The sequence below is a fragment of the Ruminococcus sp. Marseille-P328 genome (genome assembly GCF_964249465.1).
GTDB classification, from domain to species: domain Bacteria; phylum Bacillota; class Clostridia; order Lachnospirales; family Lachnospiraceae; genus Blautia_A; species Blautia_A faecis.
In genome coordinates this window covers 118,704-145,175 of the sequence record NZ_CAXUBQ010000002.1, presented here as the reverse complement: position 1 = coordinate 145,175, position 26,472 = coordinate 118,704, and the positions used below count along the sequence as shown (strand labels likewise).

The window sequence follows — 26,472 nt, the reverse complement described above, 5'->3', positions numbered from 1 at the left end:
CTCTCCTTATCTGATTCCGGAGGCCAGCTCAAGAATCTTTTCCTGCGTAGCATCCTCTTTCTTTAATTCACCCATCATTTCCCCTTCATGCATTACGATAATCCGGTCAGACATTCCCAAAAGTTCCTGCATTTCAGAAGAAATCATAATGATCGCCATTCCTTTTTTGGCCAATTCATTCATTAACACATAAATCTCTTTTTTTGCGCCCACATCAATTCCTCTGGTAGGTTCATCAAAAATAATGATATCGGAATTCGATGCCAGGGATTTTGCAAGAACTACCTTCTGCTGATTTCCTCCAGAAAGATTTCTGGTAAGCTGCTCCATGGAAGGTGTTTTGATTGCCAGTTCTTTTATGTATTTCTGGGCCATATTTTTATCTGCATTCCGATCAACAAAGCCTGCCTTTGAAATGCTTTTTACCGCAATAAAAGAAATATTATCCCGGATCGTCATATCAAGGAGCGCTCCGTGTTTTTTACGATCCTCTGGAATCAAAGCAATTCCATCTTTAATGGCATCTTTCGGGTTATGAATTGAAACTTTCTTTCCATGAATTTTAATCTCTCCAGAAGATTTTGGATCTGCTCCAAAAATAGCTCTTGCAGTTTCGGTTCTTCCTGCTCCTACCAGACCTGCAAGACCAAGGATTTCCCCTTTATGCACCTGGAAACTGATGTCTTTCAGAAGGGCTTCTGTGCTAAGATGTTCTACTTCCAGTGCTACCTCTCCGATTTCTTTTTCTACTGTAGGATACTGCTCATCCAGATCCCGGCCTACCATCATTTTAATCAGTCCGTTGTTGTCGATTTCTGAAACCATTTTCGTTCCCACATATTTGCCATCACGCATAACTGTGATCCGGTCAGCTAGAGCAAAGATTTCTTCCATTCGGTGGGAAATATAAATGATTGCCACACCCTGTTCTTTCAGTTTCCGTACAATTCCAAACATAGCATCAATTTCGCGATTGGTTAATGGCGCAGAAGGCTCATCCATAATCAGAACTTTTACATTAGAAGAAATCGTTTTGGTAATCTCTACAAGCTGCTGATAGGCTACTGTCAGGCTTTTTACTTCTTTTGTCACATCAATATCAATTCCAAAGCTGTCCATAAGTTCTTTTGCTTTCTGGTTCATCAGCTTTCTGTTGATTGTAAAACCTGTAGTCAGCTTTTGACCAAGAAAAATATTTTCTGCAACAGAAAGGTCCGGAACAAGGTTAAATTCCTGATAAATAACACCGATTCCCAGTTTCTTTGACAATGCCGGAGTCATAGATGTATATTCTTTTCCCTCATACAAAATAGTGCCGCCATTTGGTTTTATGGCTCCGGAAACCACTTTGATCAAAGTAGATTTTCCTGCACCATTCTCACCCATAAGTGCATGTACTTCCCCGGGATAAACTTCCAGATTCATGTGATCCAAAGCCACAACACCGGGATATTCTTTCGTAACATTCTTTAACGTCAATATAGGTTCCATATAATCTGTTTCCTTCCCGGGGTAACCCCTGAACGATTACGGTTCACTTTGCGCCCCGCACTCCTTGAACAACTTCGGGGGACTGATATAGTCCCCCGAACGCTTAATGACATCACTTTTCTTTCACTTATTCAGTGATATAATCTTTTACATTTGCAGATGTTACAGCCTGAAGGTCAAATAAACTGTCTTTCGGGTAAGATGCTTTATTTACTACTGCGATTGCTGTATCAACAAGTGCTTTACCTGTTGCAGTCGGGTTCTGGCTTACAGAAACCTGATAGATCGTACCCTCATCAATAAGTTTCAGAGCTTCGTCTGTAGCATCAATACCTGCAATCAGATACTGCTCAGAATCAGTCATACCTGCTGCCTTAAATGCCTGATAAGCACCAAGAGCTGCACCATCAGATACACCGCATACAACTTTCAGATCTGGATTTGCCTGAAGGAAGTTCTCTGTATTTGACATACCCTCTTCCTGATCTGCTGCTGTTGCATCTGCCACAAATTTAACATTCGGTGCATATTCCTGAACACCAGCAATGATTCCCTCTTTACGTGCAATAACAGATTCCATTAAATCATAATTCAATGTAGCTGCCTGTACTTCCTCTTCTGTTCCGTACATTTCAGCGATTCTCTGTCCTACTGCACAGCCCTGTGTATATCCAAGTACATATTCTTCACATCCAATATATGCGTCATATCCATCAACTGTAGAGGTTAAGCATACAACTGCGATACCTTCTTCTTTTGCCTTTGCAATAACAGGTTTTGCAGCTTCAGAATCAACAGCACATACAATAATCGCATCACATCCTGCTGAAATGAAGTTTTCCAATGCTGTAATCTGTTTTGCAGAATCACTGTCACAGGAATTTGTCATTAATGTACAGCCAGTCGCATCTGCTTCATTCTGTGCTGCATCTACCAACTGGATGAAAAACTGTCCGGTCAGATTCAGAACGGAAATACCAATGGTATATCCTTCATCAGTAGAAGGCTCTGCTAATTCCACAGTCTCTTCTGCTGTTGTATCCTCTGCATTATCTTCTGCGAATACAGTTGTTGCTCCTGCGATCATGGAACAGGTCATTGTTGCTGCAAGAAACAGGCTTACGAGTTTTTTCTTCATATTTCTTTCCTCCATTTGATTTAAATAATTTTGAAGCAGTTACGTTAGCGTTTCGTGGGAACGTTACCATTTTGTTGCAAAAAAAATTTCGCATTCTTTTCTTGTGAAATAGCACTAATTTTTTCATTCGTGAGAACGTTCCCATTTGATGTTTTCATCATACACTTTCCTATTGTTTCTGTCAATCTGTTTTTACATTTTTTCTGTTTTATATGAATATTGGCAATACTTTTTATGCATAATTTACAGCAATTTTCTCTAATTAAAAAGTGACCTTTGAATATTGTAAGACATCTCCGCCACCACACAAGACGCTGGATCCAGTTCCAAAAACTCTATTACTTTTAGAAAAACTTCTAAAAAACTTATATTCCCTGTTTTAATTCAAGATTGCGAACCAGCTCAGCGTCTTTTGTGTCTACCTATTATATGCTAAGACTTCCTACACCAATAAGGTGTGGGAAGTTTTAGTAATTAAATAGTTAACGTCTAAAACAAAAATAGCGGTATTTAGCCTTTAGACCAATACCGCCATCATTATTTCAATATTATTTGATTGCATACTTTCTTGCTACGGAACTCAGAGCAACAGAGAAAAGGATGATGAAGCCCTGAAACAGATACTGTGCATAAGTATCAATTCCCAATATTGCTAAGCCATTAAATGCTATTGTTGTAATTAGCACACCAATTAATGTTCCTACAATATGAAATTCTCCATCTTTCAAGGTTGCTGATCCAACATAAACCGCCGCAAAAGAATTTACCATATACGCATCACAAGCTGAACTAGTTCCGGCTCCCATGACTGATGCCAACAAAATACCAGTCACTGCACAACACATTGCACAAATAATATATGCAATAATTTTAATGCGATCTGAACGGATACCTGCCAGCTTTGCAGAAACAATATTTCCACCAACCGCTTTAATTCGTTCGCCAAGTTCTGTTCTGTTTAGCATTATCCACAAAATCAGTGAAACGGTTGCCATATAGAGAATATTTACCGGTAATTTCCCACCGATTCTCGTTAATGTTAATTGATTAAATTCTGTCGGAATACCTGTCAAAACTGGCGAACCATGTGAATACATATAATTTAGTCCATATACTAGGCTTCCACTTCCTATTGTTGCAATAATAGAAACCACATTAAGCTTTGTAACGATAAAACCATTAAAAGCACCTATTAATGCCGCCACAAGAATTGTGACAATAATGGCTGCCGCTACAGGTAAATGTTGCTTAACCATTAATCCACATACAAGTACACCTGCGAAACTACCTATATAAGATATACTCATATCGAAATCGCCGACGATAACAACAACTGTCAACCCACAAGCAATGATTGCAGACAGAGAGGCATTGTTTAGTACGTTCAGGAAATTCGTCATCGTCGGAAATGCTTTTGGACTTAAAATAGAAAATACTACAATCATAAGTAATAATCCTATTATGGTTCCATAATTTCCTATAAATCGAAATATCTTTGCTTTCTTTTGAAGCTTATCTGAAGTATTCATGCTCTGTATCTCCTTACTGTGCTGCATAACTCAATCTGAGCATTGACTGAGAATTAATTTCATCATTGATGAGTTCACCTGTGACTGTTCCTTCGGCCATAACGATAACACGATCGCATAGCCCCGGTAATTCCTCAATATCTGATGATATAATGAGGAAACTAATACCTTCTTTTTCCGCCATAGAACGGATTAACTTATAAATCTCTGTACGTGCACCAACATCTACTCCTTGCGTCGGTTCGTCCATAATAATGATTTGAGGTTGACGCTGTAACCATTTTCCGATTACTACTTTTTGCTGATTACCCCCGCTTAGGCTGAGCACAGGATCTTGTGGTGAATTAACTTTAATTTGTAATCTTTTGATAGCTTCCTGTGTAACGGCCTTACTTTTTCTAGGACTAATAAATGGCAAATTCTTAATCACACGAAGTACGCTTAAAGTTGGAATGTTTGTATTAAAATTAACTGTCTGATTTGTGATTAATCCTTCCAGTCTTCTGTTTTCAGGAACCAACACAATCTTACTATTAACAGCATCATGCGGAGATTTAGGTGTATAGTCTTTTCCATATAGTGTCATTTTTCCATTTTTTAGCGGATTAGCACCATACACAGACAATGCCGTTTCTGTTCTTCCAGCTCCGACCAAGCCAGTAATACCTAATACCTCACCTTTTTTGAGTTCAAATGAAACATCTTTCACACGATCCATTTTGTCATGCAAATGTTCAACTTGTAAAACAGTCTCTGCATCAGAAAAACGATATGTAATAGAATCTAAATGCTTGATTTTATGACCAGCAATTGCTGTTATTAATTCTTCCTTACTAATATTTGAGGTCAGTTCATAAAGAATTTTTTTCCCATCTTTGAAAACGGTAATTTCATCGCATAATTCGAGTATTTCATCTAATCTATGTGAAACATAAATTACTCCAATTCCATGACTGGTCAGATCTCGAACTATTCTGAATAAATTTTCTACCTCTGCCTCAGATAAAGCTGCAGTAGGCTCATCCATAGCTATAAATTTTGCATCATGCATTAAGGCTTTTGCAATGGCGATCAACCACTGATCACCAGTGCTCAAGTCCTTTGCCTTGGTTGTTAAAGGTTTCGTAAAATTAACTAGTTCAAGTACTTTTTGTATTTTCTGAGTAGATTTCTTCCAATCAATAAGACCAAGCTTTGTATCTTTTTTCTCTCCCATCAGCATATTTTGCATTACATTAAAATGCTCAACCAAATGAAGATCTTGGTGTATAAAGCTAAGGCCTAATGCTGTCGAAGTCGCTGGATCTGTTATCTTCACTTCATTCCCATCAATAAGAATTTGTCCCTCATCCGGATGATAAACTCCGGCAAGAATTTTTATTAGTGTGGACTTCCCAGCACCATTTGCTCCAATTAAGCCATGAACCTTTCCGCTCACAACATCTATACTCACATTGTCCAAAGCTTTCACACCGGCGAAAACCTTTGTAATAGATCTTACAGATATTGAATAATCACTATTCATAGTCGTATCCTTTACTTACTGTACATTCTCCATTGTTTCCGGATGTTCTTCGATAAATTTTTCAATGTTATCCGCAGTTACAACAACAACCGGTACTACTTCTTCTGTCTTTTCAAACTCTTCGCCTTTTTCCAAGATCTCATGGATTGCTTCCATTGCAGCAATGCCTTCATCATATCCACTCTGCCAACTTGTAGCCGTCATTGTTCCGTCAAGAATCGCCTGTAAAGCATCAGCATTACCGTTTTGTCCATATACCTTTACGTCAGTACGACCCATCTGTTTCAGTGTAGAAATAGCGCCAAGAGCAGGATCATCCCATGAACCCCAAACAGCATAATTGGTTCCATCCGCCGGTCTTGATGCAAGCCATGCATTAGCGTATTCCATTGCATTCTGAAGTGTTCCAGGAATGTTTACTTCATTTTTTGTAACCTCGATATCCGGATAATCTGCTAACAGTTCATCGAGAATAGCTTCTCTATCACGAGCCACCTGTCCCTCATGATATGTAAGAGCAAGCAGTTCGCCCTCTCCATCCATATCTTCAATCATCTTTTTGATAACATCAGTAGCTGTTGGGCCGCCACTACCATTCGTATACCATACTCCATCTGCCATTCCACCGCCCCAAGTCACAACCGGAATTCCTGCATCCTCAGCTGACTTAAGTCCTGTTGCAATCGAAGTTGCCGGAAATACCATGTCAACAATGACATCTGCACCACGTGACACAAAATTTGCAAAAGCTGAGTTTGCCTTATCGGTTGATCCATCTGCATCAAGAACAGACACTTCATAACCATATTGTTCAGCGCCATCCTCAAGACCTTTGATGTATCTTACGTTGTTAGAATCTGCTGCCGAAATAGATACTACAGCTATATCTACCTTTTCTTCATCGGCTAACACCGAAATCGGTGCAACTGCCATTGTTAATGTTGCGAGAGCTGTAAGCATAGCGATTTGTTTTTTCATAATTCTTTCCTTTCTTTACTCATTTATTTTTATTCAAGATCTCCATCTCAAAGTATGTACTGTTATAGTTTTGACGTTTCTCCCTCGGCCAAGGCTATTTCTGCCATATATAATCCATCTTCACACTTTTTAGATGGATAAATATCCCAATTATCAGTTTCATGACCAATAATAATTCTGTTGAGCTTTCCACCAACAAGATCTATAACCTCGTCGATTGATTTAGTAATGTTATAAGGTGTACCAACTGCCAGACCAACCGGAACATATACTCCATCATTATTGAATCCCGTGAGGTTTTCACGTACATACGCCATATCGCCAACATTAACCCAGGGACCATCTTCATTATTGATGACAATTGCCTGTGATCCAAAGGTGTGACCATCAAATGCAGCCTTCAGATCGATATCTGGAAGAATATCTTTCACATCTCCATCTACCATTGTCATTCGTTCTTCTTCAACTAAATGGAGTGCTTCATAAATATTCTGTGATTTCAAAGCCATATGTGGTGCACGGAATTTTCTAGGTCTTGTCATTGCCCATACCCAACCTAAAAGTTCCTTTTCCTGAATTATAAATTTAGCATTTGGAAATGCCTTAAGATTATCCATATGATCGTAATGTGCATGTGTAATAAGCACATAATTGATGTCCTCTGGTTTCAATCCGACTTTTTTAAGTACTTCTTCAGGAGAATGCCAATTTGTTACACTGTCTCTCTTATGATAAGCCTGAGTCACCGGATCATTTCCATCCGTACCTGTGTCAATTAAGATATTGAGACCATTTCCCTTAAGTACCATGTAGGTAAACGACAACTCCCTAAAACCGGCATTATGCTGACCTGATAATACACTCCCTATGGGCTGTGTTGGTACATGGCAATACTCTAACAACCAAATAGAATACATGCCTTTTTCTCCTTTCATTAAAAAAATTACATTTTCTTTTTTCATTGCAAATTACTATTTCAAATTCAAATCTCTTACTGAAGCTCGTTCAACAAGTTCTGTTGGTACAATCAGCATTTTCTCTTCATTTCTTGTTTTCTCAATTTCTTCAAAAATTAACTGTGAGGCTAATCTTCCAACTTTTCGAGGTTGTTGATGCATTGTAGTTAATTCTGGATTCAATATCGTTGACAGATAAATATCATCATGTCCAATAACTGAAATATCATCAGGTATTTTTAAACCCATTTCTTCAATTGCTTTATAACAACCAATTGCTAGGTAATCATTTGCCACAAACATTGCAGTGATCCCTGGCTTTGTTTTTAGATATGCTAAAACCTTCTCATATGCATCAACTTCTAAATAATCCGTATAAATAATATTCTCTGGTGGCACAGGGAGATCATAATTAGCCATTGCTGAGCGAAAGCCTTCTAGACGTTGCATTCCTGTCTTAGTTCTACGATGACCAGCAACGTGTGCTATATTTTTATGTCCCTTTTTGATCAAATATTCTGTTGCTTGATAGGCGGAAGAAACATTATTGCAACCTACCTTTCCGCATTTTGCTTCATTATGCATATGTCCTAGCAAAACCAACGGAAGACCCGATTGTTCGAGAGATACGCATTCATCTACGACATAATTACTAACGGATGCAATTAATCCATCTATTCGACCACTTTGTAAGAAGTTTAAAGCTCTTCGTTCTTTATCGATGTCATAATCTGTACTAAAAAGCACAGTAGTATAATCGTGTGGCGTCGCGATTTCCTCAATTCCTCTCACAATTTCTCCATAAAAAGGATTAGTGATATCGGAAATAGCCACACCTAAGGTATATGACTTTTTTGAGGATAAACCCTTAGCAAGAACATTTGGCTGATAATTTAAATCTTTGGCCAATTGCAAAATATATTGTTGTTTTTCTGGTAAAACACCTGGTTGACCGTTTAGCGCTCTTGATACTGTAGCAGTCGAAACACCAGCGAGTTTTGCGATTTCTTTAATTGTCATATAGTGTTTGCTCCTTATGTTGGTAATATAGCATAGAAATACATGAAACGCAATATGTAAACGGTTACTTTTCATGCATTTATCGTCTTTTCGTAACTATTATATAATTTATATCGATTTATTTTGTGCATTTTTGCATTGTTTTATGCGTTAAATTAAGGTTTTTTTCATGTAACCGATTACATCGTTAATATTTTGACCAATCATCAAATGTAAACGGTCACATACATGTTTTAATATGATCACCCTAACCATCTGCTTACCCCAAATTAAATACTGATTTCGGGTATTAATCTCACTCTATAAAGTACAACATATGCATTGAATACGCCTTCCGTTCCCAACAATTCTTTCCCCTCATTATAAGCTAATCGAAAAAATTCTCGTTATATTCTTAGTACGGTTCGGGTCAAGCCTCTTCCGGAAAAATAATGTCAAACAGCATAAGCGTTTGGAATTAGAAAACGGAGTCATATTTGTATCTATTTCGGAGATAACAGTGATTGCACTGTTACGGTCAACACCCGGAATGGCGCAAAGTAACTGGACAGCATTTTCGTAAGGAATAATCAAAGAATCAAGCATAGTGTCTATATCATTGATGGTAGATGTGATTATAATCCATATGTGCGCGGACGAGACGCATACGATATTTTGGGGAGTCAGTCATCTGATACCCTTCGATGGATTCAATGACACTGTCAGACTTCTTCTTTAAGGAACAGAGCAGTCTGGAAGTGATTTCTTCGTAGTTGATGGAATTGTCGGATTGTTCGATCAGGTAATCAATAACAGATGTAGCTGATTTCCCAAAGATATCGGAAACAAGCGAATCTAATGCGATATTACAGACAGTAAGCGCATTCTGGTATCTGTTCTTTTCACTGGAGCGGCAGGAAGTCAGTTTATACCGATATCTTGTAAATTCACGCAGGATACGTATCGGTTTGCATGGAATATAACTTCTTGGAACCAATCCTAATCGAAACAAATCCCCAATCCACTTGGAATCTTTTGTGTCGTCTTTATTTCTTTTTACAGCTTTTACCCATTTAGGATCAGCGATGGTGACATTGATATCATCTTCTAAGAGATTAAAGACAGGAACCCAGTATTTTCCGGTAGATTCCATACAGACATCACGGCATGCGTTTTCCAACAGCCATTTCTTGAATTGCAGAATAGAATTGTTAAAGGTGGAGAAACGCTTCTTTTGATAAGAAGGCTGAACTCCAGAAGTGGTTTTAATGATTATGGCAACGAGAAAAGATTTGTGAACATCGACACCACAACAGGTTTGATAAACAACTTTCATAAATAAAACTCCTAAGACTTCCCATACCCAAAATGGGCTTCGCACCTTGAAAATTCAATATTTCAGCTAACAAAATAGCGATTTATGCCATCGCAGTCCCTGGATGGAGTGCATTACGCAGATATTCCGGCAGTCTGGATTCAAAATCAGCAATAAAGGCAGAAAGCTGCTCGTCACTCAGCTTCAGGATTTCCTGAAGGCTCGCCATTAAGGCATCCATCAGGATGTCAAGTGATCTGCTGAAAGTAATATCTGCCATTTCATCAACAAGGAAAAAGAATAGCTCTCCCAGCGTTCTCTGTTCTTCGTTCCGCCGTTGTTCCGTTGCAAGTAGCATATATCTGGTAAACACAATTGCTACGTGAGCAGTTAGTGCATCATAAGATAAACTGTGACACTCTCCTAGCAGGTTGAGCATGGACTTACAGGTTTTGAAGAAAACTTCAATCTGCCATATACCGATTTTTGATTTTCTGAAATATTGGATTTATAGGACTTTATAAATACATCGGCATTTCTTACTATAGAGATGTAACCAGTCATCGCTATAGAAAGGAGGCTGTGTATGGTAAAATCCTACCCGTTACTAAAACCATTAACTGATCAGCTCATGAAGGAGGTGAGAACCTATGGGATACTGGAAGTGTCTTTAGAACAGTATCAGATTATTTGTAACTCGATAGTACGCTTTGCACAGTCATCACAGGTTGATTCCTACAGTCCAGAGTTGATGGATTCCTACAAGGATAATCTTGACACAAGGTGCTCTTCTGGTGAGATATGTAAGGAATATCATCGATTCCAGCTACGTGTTATGCGTATGCTGTCCTCGCTTGCGGAAAGAGGCGTTGTTGATTTTTCGAGCACTAAATCTCATCCGCTCAAGTACATTGTATCCGACGAGATAAACAGCCTCGTTGAAATGATACTTGACAGCCACCCTGTCAGCACCGCGACAAAAAATGATCTCCGGGCTCCCATCAGACATTTTCTGTGGTACGCCGAACAGCTCGGGATAAAGCCACAATTAATTGATGACACTATAGTCATGTCATTTCTGATTGACGAAGTACCGGTTTCGAACGGAGGTAGTACTGGACGTACGTTAAGATGTGTAAAGTACGCTACGGAATATCTTCGTGCCCATGGGAACTGTTGTCTGCAGCGTGATTATACTCTCCTGAAACTGAAAAATGATCACCGGCGTATTATTCCGAGATATTCTGAAGAAGAGATTTCGGAAATAGCCCAAGCCTTCAGGAAATCCTAAAGCTCAGTGATGCGCAGTTGGTCGCATTTACTGCTGATTTTGAATCAAGACTGCCGAAATATCTGCGGAATGCACTTCATCCGGAGGCAGTAGCGGCATAAATCACTATTTTGTTAGCTGAAATATTGAATTTTCAAGGTGCGAATCCCATTTCAGGTATGGGAAGTCTTAGTTATTAATTTACCAGATTATTGTCAACACGCAGCTTTCCACTCCTCAGCTATACAACACGCAGCAATTCATCCCCCGTTTTAAGATGATTTGCTTTCCAAAATACGCAATTTCTTCCCATCTCTTTCTATAATTCCCTCATCCACCAAATTTTTCATCTCACGCATCATGGCACTGCGGTCTACACTAAGGTATTCGGCAAGAGTGGTGTAGGACATGGGCAAAATAACAGTTTTCGTCTGTTTTTCTGCGGCAATGGAATTTAAATAGGTCATGATCTTCTTTCGGATGCTGTTTCTTGACAGCACATAAATCCGACTGGCCTGCTGGCTGGCACGCTGGGCAATCATCTGGAGCAGATTGCTTACCAGCTGGCTATGGAATTTACAGGCATTTTCGCAGCGTTTAATCACATGCTCATAGGCGATAAACAGCACTCTTGTTTCGGATTTTGCACAGACATAATAGTGCTGGGATTCTTCAGATAAAAGGAATGGTTCGCCGAAAACACTATCCTTTTTCAGGCTATCTATCATATATTGATTTCCATCTTCATCAATGCAATAAAGGACTGCCTGACCTTCCAGGATCAGACCTATTTTTTTCATGGAACTGGCATATTCCATCACAGTCTCATTATTCCGATAGACTGCTTCATGCATATCGAAACAGATGCGCATACGTTCCTGTTCTTCAGGAGTTATGTATGAAAAAAGTGTCACTGGTGTCATTTCTACAATCCCTTTCTATAAATTTATCCAGAACATGTTCAAAAAATAATTTCTTATATCTTACACCATTTTGTTGTATTTGCAACAGATTTTATTTCAAAATTTGGTTATACTAAGACCATGTTAAAGAAATAACAAAGCAGTAAAAAATACATAGTTCCCGCAGAAATCACAAACAATTACACCAATAACAATATCTCATAAAAAGGAGACGAACCCCTATGAAAATTACAGACACCATCCGCTACGCAGGCGTAAACGACCATCAGATTGATCTTTTCGAAGGTCAGTACAAAGTACCGAACGGTATGACGTATAATTCCTATGTGATCCTGGATGAAAAAATCGCAGTCATGGATACTGTAGATGCAAATTTCACTCACGAATGGCTGGATAATCTGGACCGCATCCTGGAAGGCCGCAAGCCAGACTACCTGATTGTACAGCATATGGAGCCGGACCACGCAGCAAATGTGGCAAACTTCCTGAAAGTTTATCCGGAAACCACCATCGTAGCCAACGCAAAAACCTTCACTATGATCCAGAACTTCTTCGGTCTCGACCTGGAAGGACAGAAACTGGAGGTTACAAATGGCGGCACCCTCAACCTTGGAAACCACAACCTGACCTTTGTTTTCGCTCCCATGGTGCACTGGCCAGAAGTTATGGTAACCTATGACAGCACCGATAAAGTACTTTTCTCCGCAGATGGCTTCGGAAAATTCGGCGCACTGGATGTAGAAGAAGATTGGGACGATGAAGCTCGCAGATACTTTATTGGCATCGTTGGAAAATACGGACCACAGGTTCAGAAATTACTGAAAGTTGCCGCAGGCCTGGATATCCAGATCATTTGCCCTCTTCACGGACCTGTTCTTACAGAAAACCTTGGACATTACATTGGTCTTTACGATACATGGTCCTCTTACACACCAGAGACAGAAGGAATTGTCATTGCCTACACATCTGTATACGGTCATACAAAAGCGGCTGTAGAGCTGCTGGCTGACAAGCTTCGCAGCAAGGGATGTCCCAAAGTTGTTGTATATGATCTTGCAAGAGATGACATGTCACAGGCTCTGTCCGACGCATTCCGCTACAGTAAGCTGGTTCTTGCTACCACAACCTATAATGCAAGCATTTATCCGTTCATGCACGACTATATCACCCGTCTGACCGAGCACAACTTCCAGAACCGCACCGTGGGCATCATCGAAAATGGTTCCTGGGCACCTCTGGCAGCAAAAATTATGAAAGAAATGCTTTCTGGCTGCAAGAAGATCAACTGGCTGGACACTACTGTAAAAGTGCTTTCCGCAGTAAACCAGGAAAACAAGGATCAGCTGGAAGCTATGGCAAGCGAACTTTGCAAAGAATACATTGCCCAGAATGATGAGCTGGCAAACAAAAATGACATGACAGCCCTTTTCAGAATCGGATACGGTCTTTATGTAGTTACCTCCAATGACGGCAAAAAAGACAACGGACTGATCGTCAACACTGTGACCCAGCTCACTGATACTCCAAACCGTATTGCGGTAAATATCAATAAGGCAAATTACTCCCACCATGTGATCAAACAGACTGGAGTTCTCAATGTAAACTGCCTGTCTGTAGATGCACCGTTCTCTGTATTCCAGCAGTTTGGTTTCCAGACCGGACGCAGCGTAGATAAATTTGCAGGTCAGAAGGTCTACCGTTCCGATAATGGACTGGTATTCCTGGACAAATATATTAATGCATTTATGTCTCTGAAGGTTGAACAATATGTAGACCTTGGTACCCATGGAATGTTCATCTGCAGCGTCACCGAAGCCCGCGTCATGAACGATCTTGACACCATGACTTACACCTACTATCAGAAAAATGTAAAACCGAAGCCAGAAACCGATGGCAAAAAAGGCTTCGTCTGCAAAGTATGCGGCTACATCTACGAAGGTGACGAGCTCCCGGATGACTTCATCTGCCCGCTGTGCAAACATGGAGCTGCAGATTTCGAGCCCATCGGATAAAAAACAACCAGATAAATTTCTCAAGGCAGCGCAGGATCCAGATCCTGTGCTGCCTGATTACCGGTAATAGCAATTCCTGCTGCACCCGCTGGGAAAAATCTGCAATTTCAATTTTCGCCGAAACTCCATTTCGTCAGCGGATTCTTTCAATATATTCAACGCCATTCGAAGATTTCGAATATCTTTTTCCATGTAATCCGTATAATTTCCACGGCCAACCAGCTTCAAGTGCGTAATTCTGGCTTGCTTTAACTGATAAAGTGCACATAGACCACAGCCAGTTTCACCGCAAAGATAACCCGCAGAATCATAGGAAAAATCATGTAAACTGTGAAAATCATCAGGAACAAAGCCGTCTGGCAGCAAATGCCCTCCGTTTATTTTCTGATTGAAGATTTCAGAACCGGCATTCCCTGTTTTTAAGGTTCCGATCTGATAGGGCACTTTACAAAGATACCCCATCTCATCGCAATGCAAAGAATTACAAAATGCACCTGTAAACTGGCACATTTCATTCAATACAAAGGCCTCAAATTCCGGAACTCCTTCTGTTCCATCCTTTTTTCCACATTTATCAACAACCGCTTTCATATCTTCGAATGTATTTTTCCTGTGAAAAATCACACGTTTCAATCTCATTTTTGCCAATGAAGCCACCATCTGGCTGTTAATTTCTCCACATTCTCCACTGAGATGGATTTCGCAGTTTATACCATTTTCACGTAAATATACCATCAACGCCGGGTCTGCAATAATATAACTGTGAAAACCGATTTTCATACACTGGCTTATAATCCCGGCAATTTCTGGATATTGTTCCGGGATATAATACAGGGAGTTGAAGGTAAGATGGACTGGTTTTTCGTACTTTTTCATCATCCCAGACAGGATTTCCAGCTCACTGAATGCGCCAAGCTGTACGTTATAACAAAGTACTTCCCTGCGGTTTAAGGGCAGTACCGTTCCGTATTTTTGGGACCAGGAATAAGGAACATAACCACAGAAAAATTCATCTGCACCAGCCTCCGCGAACTTTATATATTCATCTATCGAGCCTAATCCTGCTACTATTTTCATCACTTATCTCCATAAATTCCAGCTTTGAGCAGCCATGTACTTCATCCTGAATAAACTATCGCTTCTGCCTCAACACGGGTATGTCACCTGCAGGCGGCATTACCATGCTCTTATTACAACCCGGTCCACACCGTTTTGGATATAATTCTTCAGTATTTCTTCCTCTTTCAATATCATCATATCAATCCCAAACAACGAATTATACCGCCCTATCATATGCAAATGTTCCGGATACAAAAGTGCATATTCCGTACAATATCCCGGGCATTTTTTTGCAAGCTTTTGCCGTCCTCTCTCACCTGTTTCACATACTGCACCAAGAGGACAATACTGTGATGTATTGGTCTGATAGAACGGAATATGCAGGCTGTTTTTTCCAGGTGGAATCTGCTGTTCGTAACCGCAGGATTCCCATTCAAAGCGTTGGATTCCATATTCTCTTTCCAGAAAATTACGGTAAAATCCAGCATTCAGGCTGTTCCTCTCAAACCATTTCTGTTCTCCTTTTTTGAACGGAATCCGAGGGTCTTTTCTGCGTTTATTTAACAAAATTCCAAGGCTGGGAATCAGATTCCTTCTGCTTTTTTTTACTAAAGAAGCCATTCCCCAGTCATTTACAACAATCTCTACAGACTGCCTTTTTTCTTCACACCACCGGTTAATTTCATCAAGCAATTCTGTTATATAATCCAGCATATATTCCCGGATATAAGAAAAAACAAGTGTGATTTCCACCTGTTCTGCCGCTGCTTTTTCTATTATTTCAAACAACAATTTACGTTCCGGAAACAGAAGATGACAGAACTGATTTCCAATATAAAGGTGATCCGGTACTCTATGTTCCAGAATAATGCTGCCGCAGATACCGATACATTTTCCGGCATACTTTTTGGAAAATTCTGTCAGGGAACTATTCAAATATTCCTGATACAATTCCGGGCGATCTATCTCCAGCGCCAGCTCCGTAACACCTGATTCAGGCGGTACCTGGCACTTATACCCAGGCTTAAAGCCAGTTCCGTACTGAGAACAATTATCAGTTAAATCTATACGTTTCCCATTATAAGCGGACTCCAATCCATCTGGCGTAAGCTCTCTCCGCCATATTCCCACCTGCTCTTCCAGACTGCCACGCTTGACCTCATCCAGTTCCCCCGGATACCCTGTCAGGCTTTTCGCCAACGCGCTGTCGTCCTCTTCCAGCTTCAGATGAATGTAGTGATTATACTGATAAAGAAGCCTCTGAACCGCCTCTGCATACGCTTTCTGCTTCACCGTCACCTTATATTTCACATAAAATCCGGAGAGTTCTGCGTCCTCCATATCAAACCTTTGTATATCGTATTCTGAAATTTCCAATTCACGGTAACACCCATTCTTTATATCATAAAAGCACACCTTCAAAGCTTCTGAATCAGAGATATTTTCTTCTATTGTCCGAAAACAAAATCCACTCTCATCAACCTCTGTAATCCGAACCTCCCGTCCCCCCACAACCCCGGCAAGAAGCCCGAAAGGAATCATTGAAACCATTGCAATCACACCCTGTTCCGTCTACGAATACTGCAAGTATATCTCAGAACATATAAAAAAACAATCTTTCCGGTTTATAAACTTTTTCTCCTTTTTTCTTCACAAAAGAATGATAAAATTAACTTAACGGCTATGAAAACATAATCATTGATTTTTCAAACACGCTCTAGTTCTATCTGGTATGCTTCATATTCGCTCATCGCAGCAGGAAGCAGTATTCCAGCCTCCATAAGTGCAGCTCCCGGATATACTTTTCCGGTAGTTTTTTCCCGATAAAAAGCATCCTCTTCCATTCCTTTTAAGGTAACGTATGCTGCCGGCGGATTGGCTTCTGCTGTAAATCTTATCACACTTACCAGTGCCTTGGATCTGTCATCTGATACCACCATCCAGGCCGCAAAATTATCCTGGAAAGGATTGGAAAGACGGTAATAATCTCCTTCACGGATCAATTCCTGATACTCCCTGTATTGGGCAAGCTGGGCACGGATTTCTGCTTTTTCCTTTGCATTTAAAAGTGCGGGATTCAGTTCATAGCCAAAGGTTCCAGACATAGCTGCAACGCCTCTTGTATGCATACTGGTCACTCTTCCGGTCTGATGGTTTGGCACTGCTGACACATGGGAACCCATTGCTGCTACCGGATAAAAGAAGGAGGTTCCATATTGAATCCGTGTACGATTAATAGCATCTGTGTTGTCACTGCACCAGATCTGAGGCGTATAATACAGCATTCCGGCATCAAATCTTCCGCCGCCTCCGCTGCAGCCTTCAATAAGAATATCCGGATAACGGTTCGTAAGTTTTTCCAGGAAATCGTACACCCCAAGAACATAATCATAGGTCACGTTTGGTGCATAAATATCTGCCAGGCTGCGGTTCATATCCCATTTAATGTACTCCACATTTCCCTGATCCAGAACTGCGCAGATGCGTTTAAATATCTCATCACGTACTTCTTTTCTGGAAAAATCAAGGACCAGCTGGTTTCTGGAACGGACAGGCTTGCGGCCTGGAATTGTGATTGCCCAGTCCGGATGTTCCCTGTAAAGATCACTGTCCTCACTGACCATTTCAGGCTCAATCCAGATACCGAATTTCACGCCTTCTGCGTTTACTCTTTCGATTAATTTCGTCAGAGTTCCGCCTAATTTTTCCTCGTTCACATACCAGTCGCCGAGAGAAGAATTGTCGTCATTTCGCTTTCCGAACCATCCATCATCCATAACCACCATATCGATTCCAAGCGCTTTTGCCTCCTTTGCAAGCTCTACGATGGTGTCTCCGGTGAAATCAAAATATGCGGCTTCCCAGCTGTTGATCAGGACAGGACGATTTGCATGGACGTATTTTCCCTGGCAGATATGATTCATAATGCAGTGATGGTACTGCTGGGAAAGCCTGGAAAGACCTTTGTTTGTGTAGGATAAAACAACCTCTGGCGCGGTAAATTCAGCTCCGGCTTCCAGGGAATATGCAAACAGTTCATCAGTCAGACCCATCTGGATTCTGGTCTGATCATACTGGTCCTTTTCTGCTTCTACAAGGAAGTTTCCACTGTATACAAACAGCATTCCGTAGCAGCTTCCGCTGTCTTCATTTGTGTTTTTTCCTGCAAGGATTACCCCTGGATTATACTGGTGGCTGGAGGTTCCACGGCGGCTGCCAATTCGGGTGCTTTCATGGGAAACCGGCATTCTTTCCATGTTTCTTTCCATAGCATGTCTGCCATAAAATTTGATCAGATCATAGTCTCCGTGAAGGAAATCCAGGCATGCAGACTGGGCTTTTTTTACTGTTACAGGGGCTTTTCCAGCATTCTTAATTATCACACTTCTGGTGATAATATCTTCTTTTTCCAGTACTCCGTAGAGCAGATGAAGCTCTACTTTTGTAACAGGATCTTCCAGTATAATCTTCAAAGTTTCCGCTTCATTTTCTTCTGCACGGACGAATGGAAGACCTTTCAGAGTGTATTTTCCAGCCGCAATTTCATGTGTTATGTAAACCGGATTGCAGCACTGGGAACCATCTGCATTCTCTATGTTTAACGCATAATTTCGGAAATCTCCTGTGCCAAGTGATGGATATTCCTGTGGCAATGCATCCAGAGAATAGGTTCTGTCGCTGCCTGCTGAATTCGGATTTCCAGAAAATCCACGGTCTCCATAATTCAGAAGATAGTCCATTTCTCCTGCAGTTCTGGCACCATAATACAGGTGCAAAAGGTACCCTTGAGCATCCGCCTGCATCTGATAGGTAGTGTGGGCAGTGGTGAGGGTAAAGATCCGGGTTATTTCGTTGAAGGTAATTGCCATGAGTGGGGCCTCCTTTTTCTATGATGTGTTAAGTATAGCATACCAAAATCAACACTTAAATAGCTTAATTTTTCTTATTTTATGCCTTTATGATGGTTTTTTATGGTATAATGAAATATATTATCGCATTATGATATATTGTCAGCAAATGTAACGGAGGATTCCGGATATGGATAACAACTTTCACATTTTTCCGAGCGAAACTTTCATTGATCTATGCCTTTACCAATATGGACATGAGAAGTGTACTCCCGGACATTTATTTGGTCCGGCAACGCGGAATCACTATCTTTTTCACTATGTTCTTTCCGGAACAGGCACCCTGATGGCCACGAATTCCAAGGGGCAGAATGTAAATTATCAGGTTCGGAGCGGACAGGGATTTATGATTTTTCCAGGACAGATCACCACTTATGTGGCAGATATTCAGGTGCCATGGGAATACGTCTGGGTGGAGTTTGACGGGCTGCGTACCACAGAAATCCTCAACGTTTGTGGCTTTTCCAAGGATGCGCCAGTCTATATGGCCCACTCCAGGGAGGCACGAAAAAAGATGGCGGATGAACTGATTTACATTTCTCAGAATTCAGAGCAATCTCCTTTTCATCTGATGGGACATTTCTATCTTTTTGCGGATCTGCTTGCACAATCTGTTGCCAGACCACAGCCTGCCGCCACCAGTAAAATGAGTGATTATTATATAAAAGAGGCGATAAATTTTATCGAACAGAACTTCCAGAATGATATTTCTATTGAGGATGTGGCAGCTGTATGCGGTATTAACAGAAGCTATCTGGGACGAATTTTCCGCACCAGCACAGGACGCTCTCCACAGGAATTTCTCATTCATTACCGCATGACAAAAGCGGCGGAATTGCTGAAGCTGACCACATTATCTATAGGAGATATCGGCTCTGCCGTAGGCTACGAAAACGCCCTCCACTTCTCCCGGGCTTTTAAAAATGTGTATGGGGTTTCACCGCGGACGTGGCGGGAGCAGCATAGATGAAATTTTGATTATACAAAAAAGGACTTTCCGATTTCTCAGAAAGTCCTGTATCTGCTTGCGGTTATTGAATTTTAGAAGTTAAATCCTACGGATTTCAGTGTTCCGTCTGCGGACTGTGCGGTTACGTCCTGGGCAACTACGCCAGCTTCTGTCTCCTGGATGTGGAGGGCGCTCTGGGTTTCGTTTTCCTCTGATGCAACGTTTTTGAATTCCATATTAATTACAACTGCTTCGTCTGGAACTTCGATCTCAACACCATCTGCGATGAAGGTTACGTCGTAGAAAGTGTACTCGTCGTCTTCTGTTGTTCCAAGGTCTCTGATGGAAGCCTGTTTTGCTTCTTCATATTTCTCACTGCCAACTTCAAGCTTTACAGCGTTCATTTCAGCGTTTTCTGGAAGAGCTGTCTCATCAAACACTTTTGCAGTGATAATGACTTCTTCGTTCTCGAAACGGAAATCGGAATCTACGGTAGTTTCTACTGCATCTCCAACTTCACCGGTTCCATCGGTAAACTCAGCTGGATCAGCTTCTGCAGAGCTATCTGTGAATCCATCAACAAAAGCGGCTTCTTCAGCAGATTCCCCGGTCTGGAACTCATCCTGAGATTCTTCTGCCTGAGGCTCTTCTACCTGAACTTCCTCGGTCTGTGCAACCTCCGGCTGAACCTCTGTCTGAGTCTGCTCTGGCTGAACCTCCTCAGTCTGTGCAGCTTCCGGCTGAACTTCTTCCACATATACAGCTTCATCACCTGTAGTAAAAGCATCCATCTCTGCAAGTGCCTCCGCATCTGTAAATCCTTCTGCGGAAACTACTGTATATCCTGTCACCAGCATTGTCGCTGAAATCATAACTGCCATTGCTTTTTTTAATGTATTCTTTCTCATAATGGAAACCTCCTGAAATCTATAAAGTCATTCCCAAATGTAATATCCTTTAATTTGACTTCATTATACCAGTAGGGCTGTTTCGTCAACTCTTTCTTCGGGATGTTTTTCCACTTTTCAGGAAAGTTTTTTTACTTTTTTGCAAAACCAGAACCACAGGGCTGTTCTGTGGTTTTCCTTAATTGAGCAGGAAGCTAAAGTGAATCTGCAAAAAGGCGATCCGCTTTGTGTGCGGACCGCCTTCGTTTGTACTTACTTTGTTATGGTTCCAATCTGGTCAGAAACCTTGTTTTGCTTTACTGTCTTTTGTTTCTTCTGCGGCGTCTTTCAGTCTCGGCTGCAAGCATTGCAGCTGCAAGAAGAAGCATCAGATAAGTTCCGATCGGGGTATCATCTCCGGTCTTCGGTGATTTGCCTCCGCCGTAGCCGCCGGAATGATCTTCGGAGCCACCGCTATTTCCACCATCGGAAGAAGGAGTAGGTGTTGGTGTTGGTGTTTCTGTTACTGTGCTTTCTTCCTGGTTGGTGATGACAACTTCTGCTGTCATATTCGTTTCATCAAATGTAACAGAATCTGCACTTACGGTAACTTTATATCCAAAGCCTTCGGAGCCTGCAATTGGTTTTCCGTTGGAATCAGTTTCCGTTACATACAGGGTTACCTTTGCTCCTGACTGGGCAAGACCAACATTGATGATCTCACTTACTTCATAGCCACCGTCCATATCAAGCTTGATAATGTTCTGCTCAACCTGCTGGGAAAGCTGTGTATGAGCTGCATCATCAAAGATACCTGCATAGAATACCTCGTTGCTGTTTCTGGTGCCTCCATCTGCACCAAGAACCTTCTTGGTAATTGTCAGCTGACCCTGTTTGTAGAATCCATCTGGCGGGAAGCTGCTGAACACGTTTTCAAAGGAAACGGTTGTTGTTCCATCGGCTTCGGTTACTGTTGTGGAGTTACCATTGCCAAATACAGCTTCATAAACAGTTCCATCTGCAAGAGCGCCGATCGTCTGAGAAGTTCCATCCTGTGTACACTCTGCAATGTAGTATGTCTTGCCTGCCTTAATATTCTCTGAGAATACTACGGTGGAAGCATCTGCATTCTTGAATACAAGAGCTTTCACATCAGAAACTCTCTGTGTGCATTCTTTATCAGAATACAGGGCTACATAGAAGGTCTGATTTCTTGCTGCCAGACCTTCACCAATATAGGTAAGTTTCTTTGTCACTGCAATAGATGCTGAGGTTGCCAGTTTATCCTGTACAAGTAAAACACCATCCTTGGAAACAGCTGTTGTTTTTTCTGCATCTACTGTTCCGTCTTCTTTCAGAACAAAAGTAGTGTCGCTTGTAAGTAAATATCCGTCTGGAGCTACAGTCTCACGAAGAGTGTAAATCTTACCGGTTTTCAGTTTCTCGGTAACATGAGCTTCCTTGGTGGAATCCCACTCGTCTACTACGTTTCCATCCTGGTCAATGATCTGGATGTGAGCACCTTCCAGCTCTTTCCCATCGGAAATATCTACTTTGCTTACTTTTACAGAAGTTCTGCTGTCTTCTACCAGAAGGGTTCCATTATCTGATATGGTTGTTGTGGTAGTATCTTTGTTAACGGTTCCATCCTCTTTCAGGGTAAAGGTGGTATCGCTGGTCAAAGTATATCCCTCTGGTGCTACAGTCTCGCGAAGGGTATAGGTTTCGCCAGGCTTCAGGCCAGTTACTTCGTGAGCTTCCCATGTGGAATCCCACTCTTCTACTACATTTCCATCCTTGTCGATCACCTGGATATGAGCACCTGCCAGTTCTTTCTGGTCGGTGATGTCTACCTTGCTGATCTTCACGGAGGTAATGGTGTTGGTAATGATAAAGCCTTCTTCTGCATTTCCGGTTACTGTGGAAATGTAACCAGCTGCTTTTCCAGTCTCTTCTACGGTATAGGCAATGTCCTTACCGGCTTTCTTCTGGTCAAGGTCAGACCATGTGTAGGTCCAGTTGTTCTCTGCATTCAGGGTAATTTCCTCGCCGCTGTTTTCTCCATCGGCTTTCAGCTGAACCTTGATTTCCTTCGGTCTGTGACCGCCGCGGTCATCGTTATCAGCCCATGACTTGGTAACTGTGACGCTGGTCTTTTCTGGTGCATAGCTATTGGTGATATCGTAGCCGGTGATCTCAGTTGTGTAATCTGCAACTGCATCCTCGGTTACCGTGTATACAATTTCTTTTCCAGCCTCATATTTCGGCAGTTTTTCGAAGCTGTAGGTCCAGTTTCCATTTTCGTCTGCGGTTACGGTCTGGCTGTCTTTCTCCTCGCCGTTTGCAAGAAGTCTTACAGTGATGCTCTCCGGACGTTTGCCATCCTGATTGTCGGCATCGTTCCAGGTCTTGGAGCCCTTCACCTCAGTTGTCTCGGTTGTGTAAGTGTTGGTGATGTTAAATCCGTCTACACTTGTTTCATAGCCTTCCACTGCTTCCTCGGTTACAGTGTAGGTAATTTCCTTGCCATTTGCATATTTCGGCAGGTCTTTAAAGGTGTAGGTCCAGTTTCCTGCTTCGTCTGCTTTTACAGTCTGCCTTGCTACGATCTCTCCGTTTGCAAGAAGGTTGACGATAATGCTCTCTGGACGCTTGCCATCCTGATTGTCTGCGTCATCCCAGGTCTTGGTTACGGTGATGGAAGTTGTTTCTGGAGCGTAGGTGTTAGTCAGAGTAGTTACAGTTCCGTTCTTGCTGTTGTCGGTAAGTTCGTAACCTTCTGGGAGAGTTTCCTCTGTCCAGGTGTACTCGATTGCTTTTCCGTCTGCTTTTTCCGGAAGGTCAGATATAGTCTGTTTCCAATTGTTCTCGACGCTCAGGGTAACGGTCTTTCCGGTTTCTTTACCGTCTGCAAGAAGACTTACGGTAATGCTCTCCGGACGTTTTCCATCCTGATTTTCAGCGTCGTTCCAGATCTTGGTTACTGTTGCACTGGTCTTTCCTGGAGTGTAGCTGTTGGTGATGTTGCTGCCATCGTAGGTTGTAGTGTAATCAGTTACTTCCTCCTCAGCTACGGTGTAGGTGATTTCCTGGCCATTTGCATATTTCGGCAGATCTTTGAAGGTGTAAGTCCAGTTTCCTGCTTCGTCTGCAGTTACGGCCTGGCGAGTTTTCTCTGTGCCATTTGCAAGAAGGATTACAGTGATGCTTTCCGGACGCTTGCCATCCTGGTTGTTTGCATCGTTCCAGGTCTTGGTTCCGGTAATCTCGGTGGTCTCTGGCTGATGAGTGTTAATGAAATTATAGCCATCACTCTCGGTTGTGTAGCCATCGACTGCATCCTCAGTTACGGTGTAAGTGATTTCCTGTCCGTTTGCATATTTCGGAAGGTCTGTGAAGCTGTAGCTCCAGTTTCCGTCTGCATCAGCACTTACACTCTGGCTCTTAAGCTTAGTTCCGTCTGCAAAAAGGTTTACGGTAATGCTCTCTGGACGTTTTCCATCCTGATTATCTGCATCTTTCCAGGTCTTGGTTCCGGTGATGGAAGTAAGCTCTGGAGTATGAGTGTTGGTCAGAGTGGTTACCGTTTCGTTCTTGGAAGTTCCTGTCAAGCTGTAGCCTTCTGGAACATTAACCTCGGTCCAGGTGTAGGTGATATACTCTCCATCTGCTTTTTCCGGAAGACCAGTTATCGTCTGTGTCCAGTTGTTCGCAGCAGTAAGAGTAACAGTTTTGTTAGTTGGCGTTCCATTTGCAAGGAGAGCTACGGTAATGCTCTCTGGACGAATGCCATCCTGGTTGTCAGCATCATCCCAGATCTTGGTTACAGACGCGCTGGTCTCACCTGGGGTGTAGCTGTTGGTGATGTTGTAATTATCATCAATAGTTGTTGTATAACCAGGTACGGTAAGCTCGCTTACCGTGTAGGTAATTTCCTGACCATTTGCATATTTCGGCAGATCGGTGAAGCTGTAGGTCCAGTTATCGTCAGCTGTTACGGTCTTGGTGTCTGTAATTATGCCATTTGCAAGAAGGTTGACGGTGATGCTCTTTGGACGTTTGCCATCCTGATTGTTGGAATCGTTCCAGGTTTTGGTTCCGGTGATGTCGAGGGTTGCTGGTTTATGAGTGTTGGTGATGTTGTAGCCTTCTACCTTAGTCTCATAATCTGCAACTGCTTCCTCTCCTACTGTGTACTTGATTTCAGTTCCTGCTTCGTACTTCGGCAGGTCTGTGAAGCTATACGTCCAGTTGGTTGCTGCTGTTACATCAAGGCTCTTCACTACATTTCCATTTGCAAAAAGGCTGATCTTGATGCTGGTTGGACGTTTGCCATCTTGATTATTCGCGTCGTTCCAGGTCTTTGTTCCAGTGATGGAAACTTTTTCCGGAGCGTAGGTGTTAGTCAGGGTGGTTACAGTTCCGTTCTTTCTGGTGTCGGTCAGTTTGTAGCCTTCTGGCATGCTTCCCTCTGTCCAGGTGTACTCGATATCTTTTCCACCAGCCTTCTTTTCCAGATTCCCTACAGTTGCGCTCCAGTCATTCGCTTCTTTCAAAGTTACAGTATCCACTACTGCATTTCCATTCATCAGGTTTACGGTCAGTTCAACCGGGCGGGTTCCGTCCTGGTTGTTGCTATCATTCCATACCTTCTTGACCGTTGCTTCTGTCTTCTCAGTTTCATGGGTATTTGTGATCGTATACTCCGTCTTGTTTTCATTGGCTGTTACCGTCTTAGTATAGCCTCCCGGCACGCTTACTTCGTCTACACTGTACTCAATCTCGGTTCCGCTTGCCTTCTTCGCAAGACCATTCCAGGTATGGGTCCAGTTGTTTGCCTCATTCAGCTCTACCGGCTCTCCGCTCTCTTTACCGTCTGCTTTCAGCTGTACGGTGATGGAGTCTGGACGGATTCCGTCCTGGTTGTCACTGTCCGTCCATACTTTTCTTACGCTTACACTGGTCTCTTCCGGCGCATATTTATTAGTCAGCGTGGTTACGGTTCCGCTTGTCACACTTCCTTCAAGGCTGTAGCCTTCCGGCATGCTTCCCTCGCTCCAGCTGTAGCTGATGACCGTTCCGTTTTCCTTCTTTGGCAGGTTGGATACAGTTGCTTCCCAGCCGTTCTCTTCACTCAGGGTTACCGTAGACACTACTGTATTTCCATTCATCAGGTTTACGGTCAGTTTAGCCGGGCGTTTTCCGTCCTGGTCATTGCTGTCGTTCCATACCTTCTTGACCGTTGCTTCTGTTGTCTCGGTCACATGGGTATTGGTGATCACATATTCCGTCTTGGCTTCATTTGCGCTTACCGTCTTGGTATAACCTTCTGGTACGCTCACTTCGTCCACCGTATATTTAATGTCGGTCTTATTTGCTTTCTTCGCAAGTCCGCTCCAGGTGTGGCTCCAATTATTCGCCGCATTCAGGTCTACCGGGGCTCCGTTTGCTTTTCCGTCTGCATAAAGCTGTACTGTCACACTTGCAGGTCTGATTCCGTCCTGGTTGCTGCTGTCATCCCATACCTTCCTTA

18 protein-coding genes are annotated in these 26,472 nt (G+C 42.1%); 3 read left to right on the top strand and 15 right to left on the bottom strand.

The genetic code is table 11. The annotated features are described in order from the left end of the window. Nucleotides 1-6: 6 nt before the first annotated feature. The 9 genes from ACESTK_RS02615 to ACESTK_RS02575 all read right to left on the bottom strand — a co-directional run bounded on the left by ACESTK_RS02615 (nt 7) and on the right by ACESTK_RS02575 (nt 10,304). Complete coding sequence (locus tag ACESTK_RS02615) at nt 7-1,491, bottom strand: sugar ABC transporter ATP-binding protein (RefSeq protein WP_373118498.1); 1,485 nt, start codon at nt 1,489-1,491, stop codon at nt 7-9. Between the two features lie 127 nt (nt 1,492-1,618). Beyond that, on the bottom strand, nt 1,619-2,629 hold the full coding sequence (locus tag ACESTK_RS02610) for a sugar ABC transporter substrate-binding protein (protein ID WP_373118496.1): 1,011 nt from the start codon (nt 2,627-2,629) through the stop codon (nt 1,619-1,621). Between the two features lie 548 nt (nt 2,630-3,177). Further along, nucleotides 3,178-4,158, bottom strand: a complete 981-nt coding sequence (locus ACESTK_RS02605) for an ABC transporter permease (RefSeq protein ID WP_295260771.1) — start codon at nt 4,156-4,158, stop codon at nt 3,178-3,180. A gap of 13 nt (nt 4,159-4,171) precedes the next feature. Further along, the gene (locus ACESTK_RS02600) at nt 4,172-5,683 is read right to left on the bottom strand and encodes a sugar ABC transporter ATP-binding protein (protein WP_295260772.1); all 1,512 of its coding nucleotides are present in this window, start codon (nt 5,681-5,683) and stop codon (nt 4,172-4,174) included. A 15-nt stretch (nt 5,684-5,698) separates the two neighbouring features. Then, nucleotides 5,699-6,661, bottom strand: a complete 963-nt coding sequence (locus ACESTK_RS02595; RefSeq protein ID WP_295260773.1) for a sugar ABC transporter substrate-binding protein — start codon at nt 6,659-6,661, stop codon at nt 5,699-5,701. A 62-nt stretch (nt 6,662-6,723) separates the two neighbouring features. Beyond that, nucleotides 6,724-7,623: an N-acyl homoserine lactonase family protein gene (locus ACESTK_RS02590; RefSeq protein ID WP_295260774.1), complete on the bottom strand. Its 900-nt coding sequence runs from the start codon at nt 7,621-7,623 to the stop codon at nt 6,724-6,726. Between the two features lie 9 nt (nt 7,624-7,632). Then, nucleotides 7,633-8,637 (bottom strand): LacI family DNA-binding transcriptional regulator, encoded by a 1,005-nt coding sequence (locus ACESTK_RS02585; protein WP_295260775.1) that lies wholly within the window; start codon nt 8,635-8,637, stop codon nt 7,633-7,635. Nucleotides 8,638-9,232: 595 nt separating this feature from the next. Continuing rightward, entirely contained in the window at nt 9,233-9,952 is a 720-nt protein-coding gene (locus tag ACESTK_RS02580) for a transposase (protein ID WP_331479148.1), read from the bottom strand. An 82-nt stretch (nt 9,953-10,034) separates the two neighbouring features. After that, a complete protein-coding gene (locus tag ACESTK_RS02575; RefSeq protein WP_373118492.1) occupies nt 10,035-10,304 on the bottom strand; it encodes a hypothetical protein in 270 nt (89 codons plus the stop codon). A gap of 213 nt (nt 10,305-10,517) precedes the next feature. Between ACESTK_RS02575 and ACESTK_RS02570 the strand changes: the two genes are divergently transcribed. Then, complete coding sequence (locus tag ACESTK_RS02570; RefSeq protein WP_373118489.1) at nt 10,518-11,222, top strand: hypothetical protein; 705 nt, start codon at nt 10,518-10,520, stop codon at nt 11,220-11,222. Between the two features lie 251 nt (nt 11,223-11,473). On the opposite strand, the gene ACESTK_RS02565 is transcribed toward ACESTK_RS02570, so the two are convergent. Continuing rightward, nucleotides 11,474-12,124, bottom strand: coding sequence for a Crp/Fnr family transcriptional regulator (locus ACESTK_RS02565; protein WP_373118486.1), 651 nt, complete (start codon nt 12,122-12,124; stop codon nt 11,474-11,476). Between the two features lie 221 nt (nt 12,125-12,345). Between ACESTK_RS02565 and ACESTK_RS02560 the strand changes: the two genes are divergently transcribed. Beyond that, nucleotides 12,346-14,136: a flavin reductase gene (locus tag ACESTK_RS02560; RefSeq protein WP_173716073.1), complete on the top strand. Its 1,791-nt coding sequence runs from the start codon at nt 12,346-12,348 to the stop codon at nt 14,134-14,136. A 57-nt stretch (nt 14,137-14,193) separates the two neighbouring features. Here ACESTK_RS02560 and ACESTK_RS02555 read toward each other — a convergent pair whose 3' ends face one another. The 3 genes from ACESTK_RS02555 to ACESTK_RS02545 all read right to left on the bottom strand — a co-directional run bounded on the left by ACESTK_RS02555 (nt 14,194) and on the right by ACESTK_RS02545 (nt 19,064). Continuing rightward, nucleotides 14,194-15,213, bottom strand: coding sequence for a U32 family peptidase (locus ACESTK_RS02555; protein ID WP_373118483.1), 1,020 nt, complete (start codon nt 15,211-15,213; stop codon nt 14,194-14,196). 99 nt (nt 15,214-15,312) lie between these two features. Continuing rightward, nucleotides 15,313-16,746 (bottom strand): hypothetical protein, encoded by a 1,434-nt coding sequence (locus ACESTK_RS02550; RefSeq protein ID WP_373118481.1) that lies wholly within the window; start codon nt 16,744-16,746, stop codon nt 15,313-15,315. A 155-nt stretch (nt 16,747-16,901) separates the two neighbouring features. Then, nucleotides 16,902-19,064 (bottom strand): alpha-galactosidase, encoded by a 2,163-nt coding sequence (locus tag ACESTK_RS02545; protein ID WP_373118478.1) that lies wholly within the window; start codon nt 19,062-19,064, stop codon nt 16,902-16,904. 169 nt (nt 19,065-19,233) lie between these two features. On the opposite strand from ACESTK_RS02545, the gene ACESTK_RS02540 reads away from it, so the two are divergent. Then, nucleotides 19,234-20,073, top strand: a complete 840-nt coding sequence (locus ACESTK_RS02540) for a helix-turn-helix domain-containing protein (RefSeq protein ID WP_373118475.1) — start codon at nt 19,234-19,236, stop codon at nt 20,071-20,073. 71 nt (nt 20,074-20,144) lie between these two features. Here the strand turns inward: ACESTK_RS02540 and ACESTK_RS02535 are convergent, their stop codons facing one another. Together ACESTK_RS02535 and ACESTK_RS02530 are read right to left on the bottom strand one after the other, a co-directional pair. Then, the gene (locus tag ACESTK_RS02535; RefSeq protein ID WP_187565818.1) at nt 20,145-20,960 is read right to left on the bottom strand and encodes a hypothetical protein; all 816 of its coding nucleotides are present in this window, start codon (nt 20,958-20,960) and stop codon (nt 20,145-20,147) included. A gap of 296 nt (nt 20,961-21,256) precedes the next feature. Beyond that, the coding region (locus ACESTK_RS02530; RefSeq protein ID WP_373118472.1) for a Cna B-type domain-containing protein at nt 21,257-26,472 on the bottom strand (5,216 nt) is incomplete at its 5' end.

Bases quoted from the DNA above. Each gene is read 5' to 3' on its own strand.
- ACESTK_RS02600 (WP_295260772.1), bottom strand. From the start codon at position 5,683: ATGAATAGTGATTATTCAATATCTGTAAGATCTATTACAAAGGTTTTC.
- ACESTK_RS02610 (WP_373118496.1), bottom strand. From the start codon at position 2,629: ATGAAGAAAAAACTCGTAAGCCTGTTTCTTGCAGCAACAATGACCTGT.
- ACESTK_RS02615 (WP_373118498.1), bottom strand. From the start codon at position 1,491: ATGGAACCTATATTGACGTTAAAGAATGTTACGAAAGAATATCCCGGT.
- ACESTK_RS02585 (WP_295260775.1), bottom strand. From the start codon at position 8,637: ATGACAATTAAAGAAATCGCAAAACTCGCTGGTGTTTCGACTGCTACA.
- ACESTK_RS02560 (WP_173716073.1), top strand. From the start codon at position 12,346: ATGAAAATTACAGACACCATCCGCTACGCAGGCGTAAACGACCATCAG.
- ACESTK_RS02590 (WP_295260774.1), bottom strand. From the start codon at position 7,623: ATGAAAAAAGAAAATGTAATTTTTTTAATGAAAGGAGAAAAAGGCATG.
- ACESTK_RS02570 (WP_373118489.1), top strand. From the start codon at position 10,518: ATGGTAAAATCCTACCCGTTACTAAAACCATTAACTGATCAGCTCATG.
- ACESTK_RS02540 (WP_373118475.1), top strand. From the start codon at position 19,234: ATGGATAACAACTTTCACATTTTTCCGAGCGAAACTTTCATTGATCTA.
- ACESTK_RS02535 (WP_187565818.1), bottom strand. From the start codon at position 20,960: ATGAGAAAGAATACATTAAAAAAAGCAATGGCAGTTATGATTTCAGCG.
- ACESTK_RS02565 (WP_373118486.1), bottom strand. From the start codon at position 12,124: ATGACACCAGTGACACTTTTTTCATACATAACTCCTGAAGAACAGGAA.
- ACESTK_RS02555 (WP_373118483.1), bottom strand. From the start codon at position 15,213: ATGAAAATAGTAGCAGGATTAGGCTCGATAGATGAATATATAAAGTTC.
- ACESTK_RS02605 (WP_295260771.1), bottom strand. From the start codon at position 4,158: ATGAATACTTCAGATAAGCTTCAAAAGAAAGCAAAGATATTTCGATTT.
- ACESTK_RS02580 (WP_331479148.1), bottom strand. From the start codon at position 9,952: ATGAAAGTTGTTTATCAAACCTGTTGTGGTGTCGATGTTCACAAATCT.
- ACESTK_RS02545 (WP_373118478.1), bottom strand. From the start codon at position 19,064: ATGGCAATTACCTTCAACGAAATAACCCGGATCTTTACCCTCACCACT.
- ACESTK_RS02595 (WP_295260773.1), bottom strand. From the start codon at position 6,661: ATGAAAAAACAAATCGCTATGCTTACAGCTCTCGCAACATTAACAATG.
- ACESTK_RS02550 (WP_373118481.1), bottom strand. From the start codon at position 16,746: ATGGTTTCAATGATTCCTTTCGGGCTTCTTGCCGGGGTTGTGGGGGGA.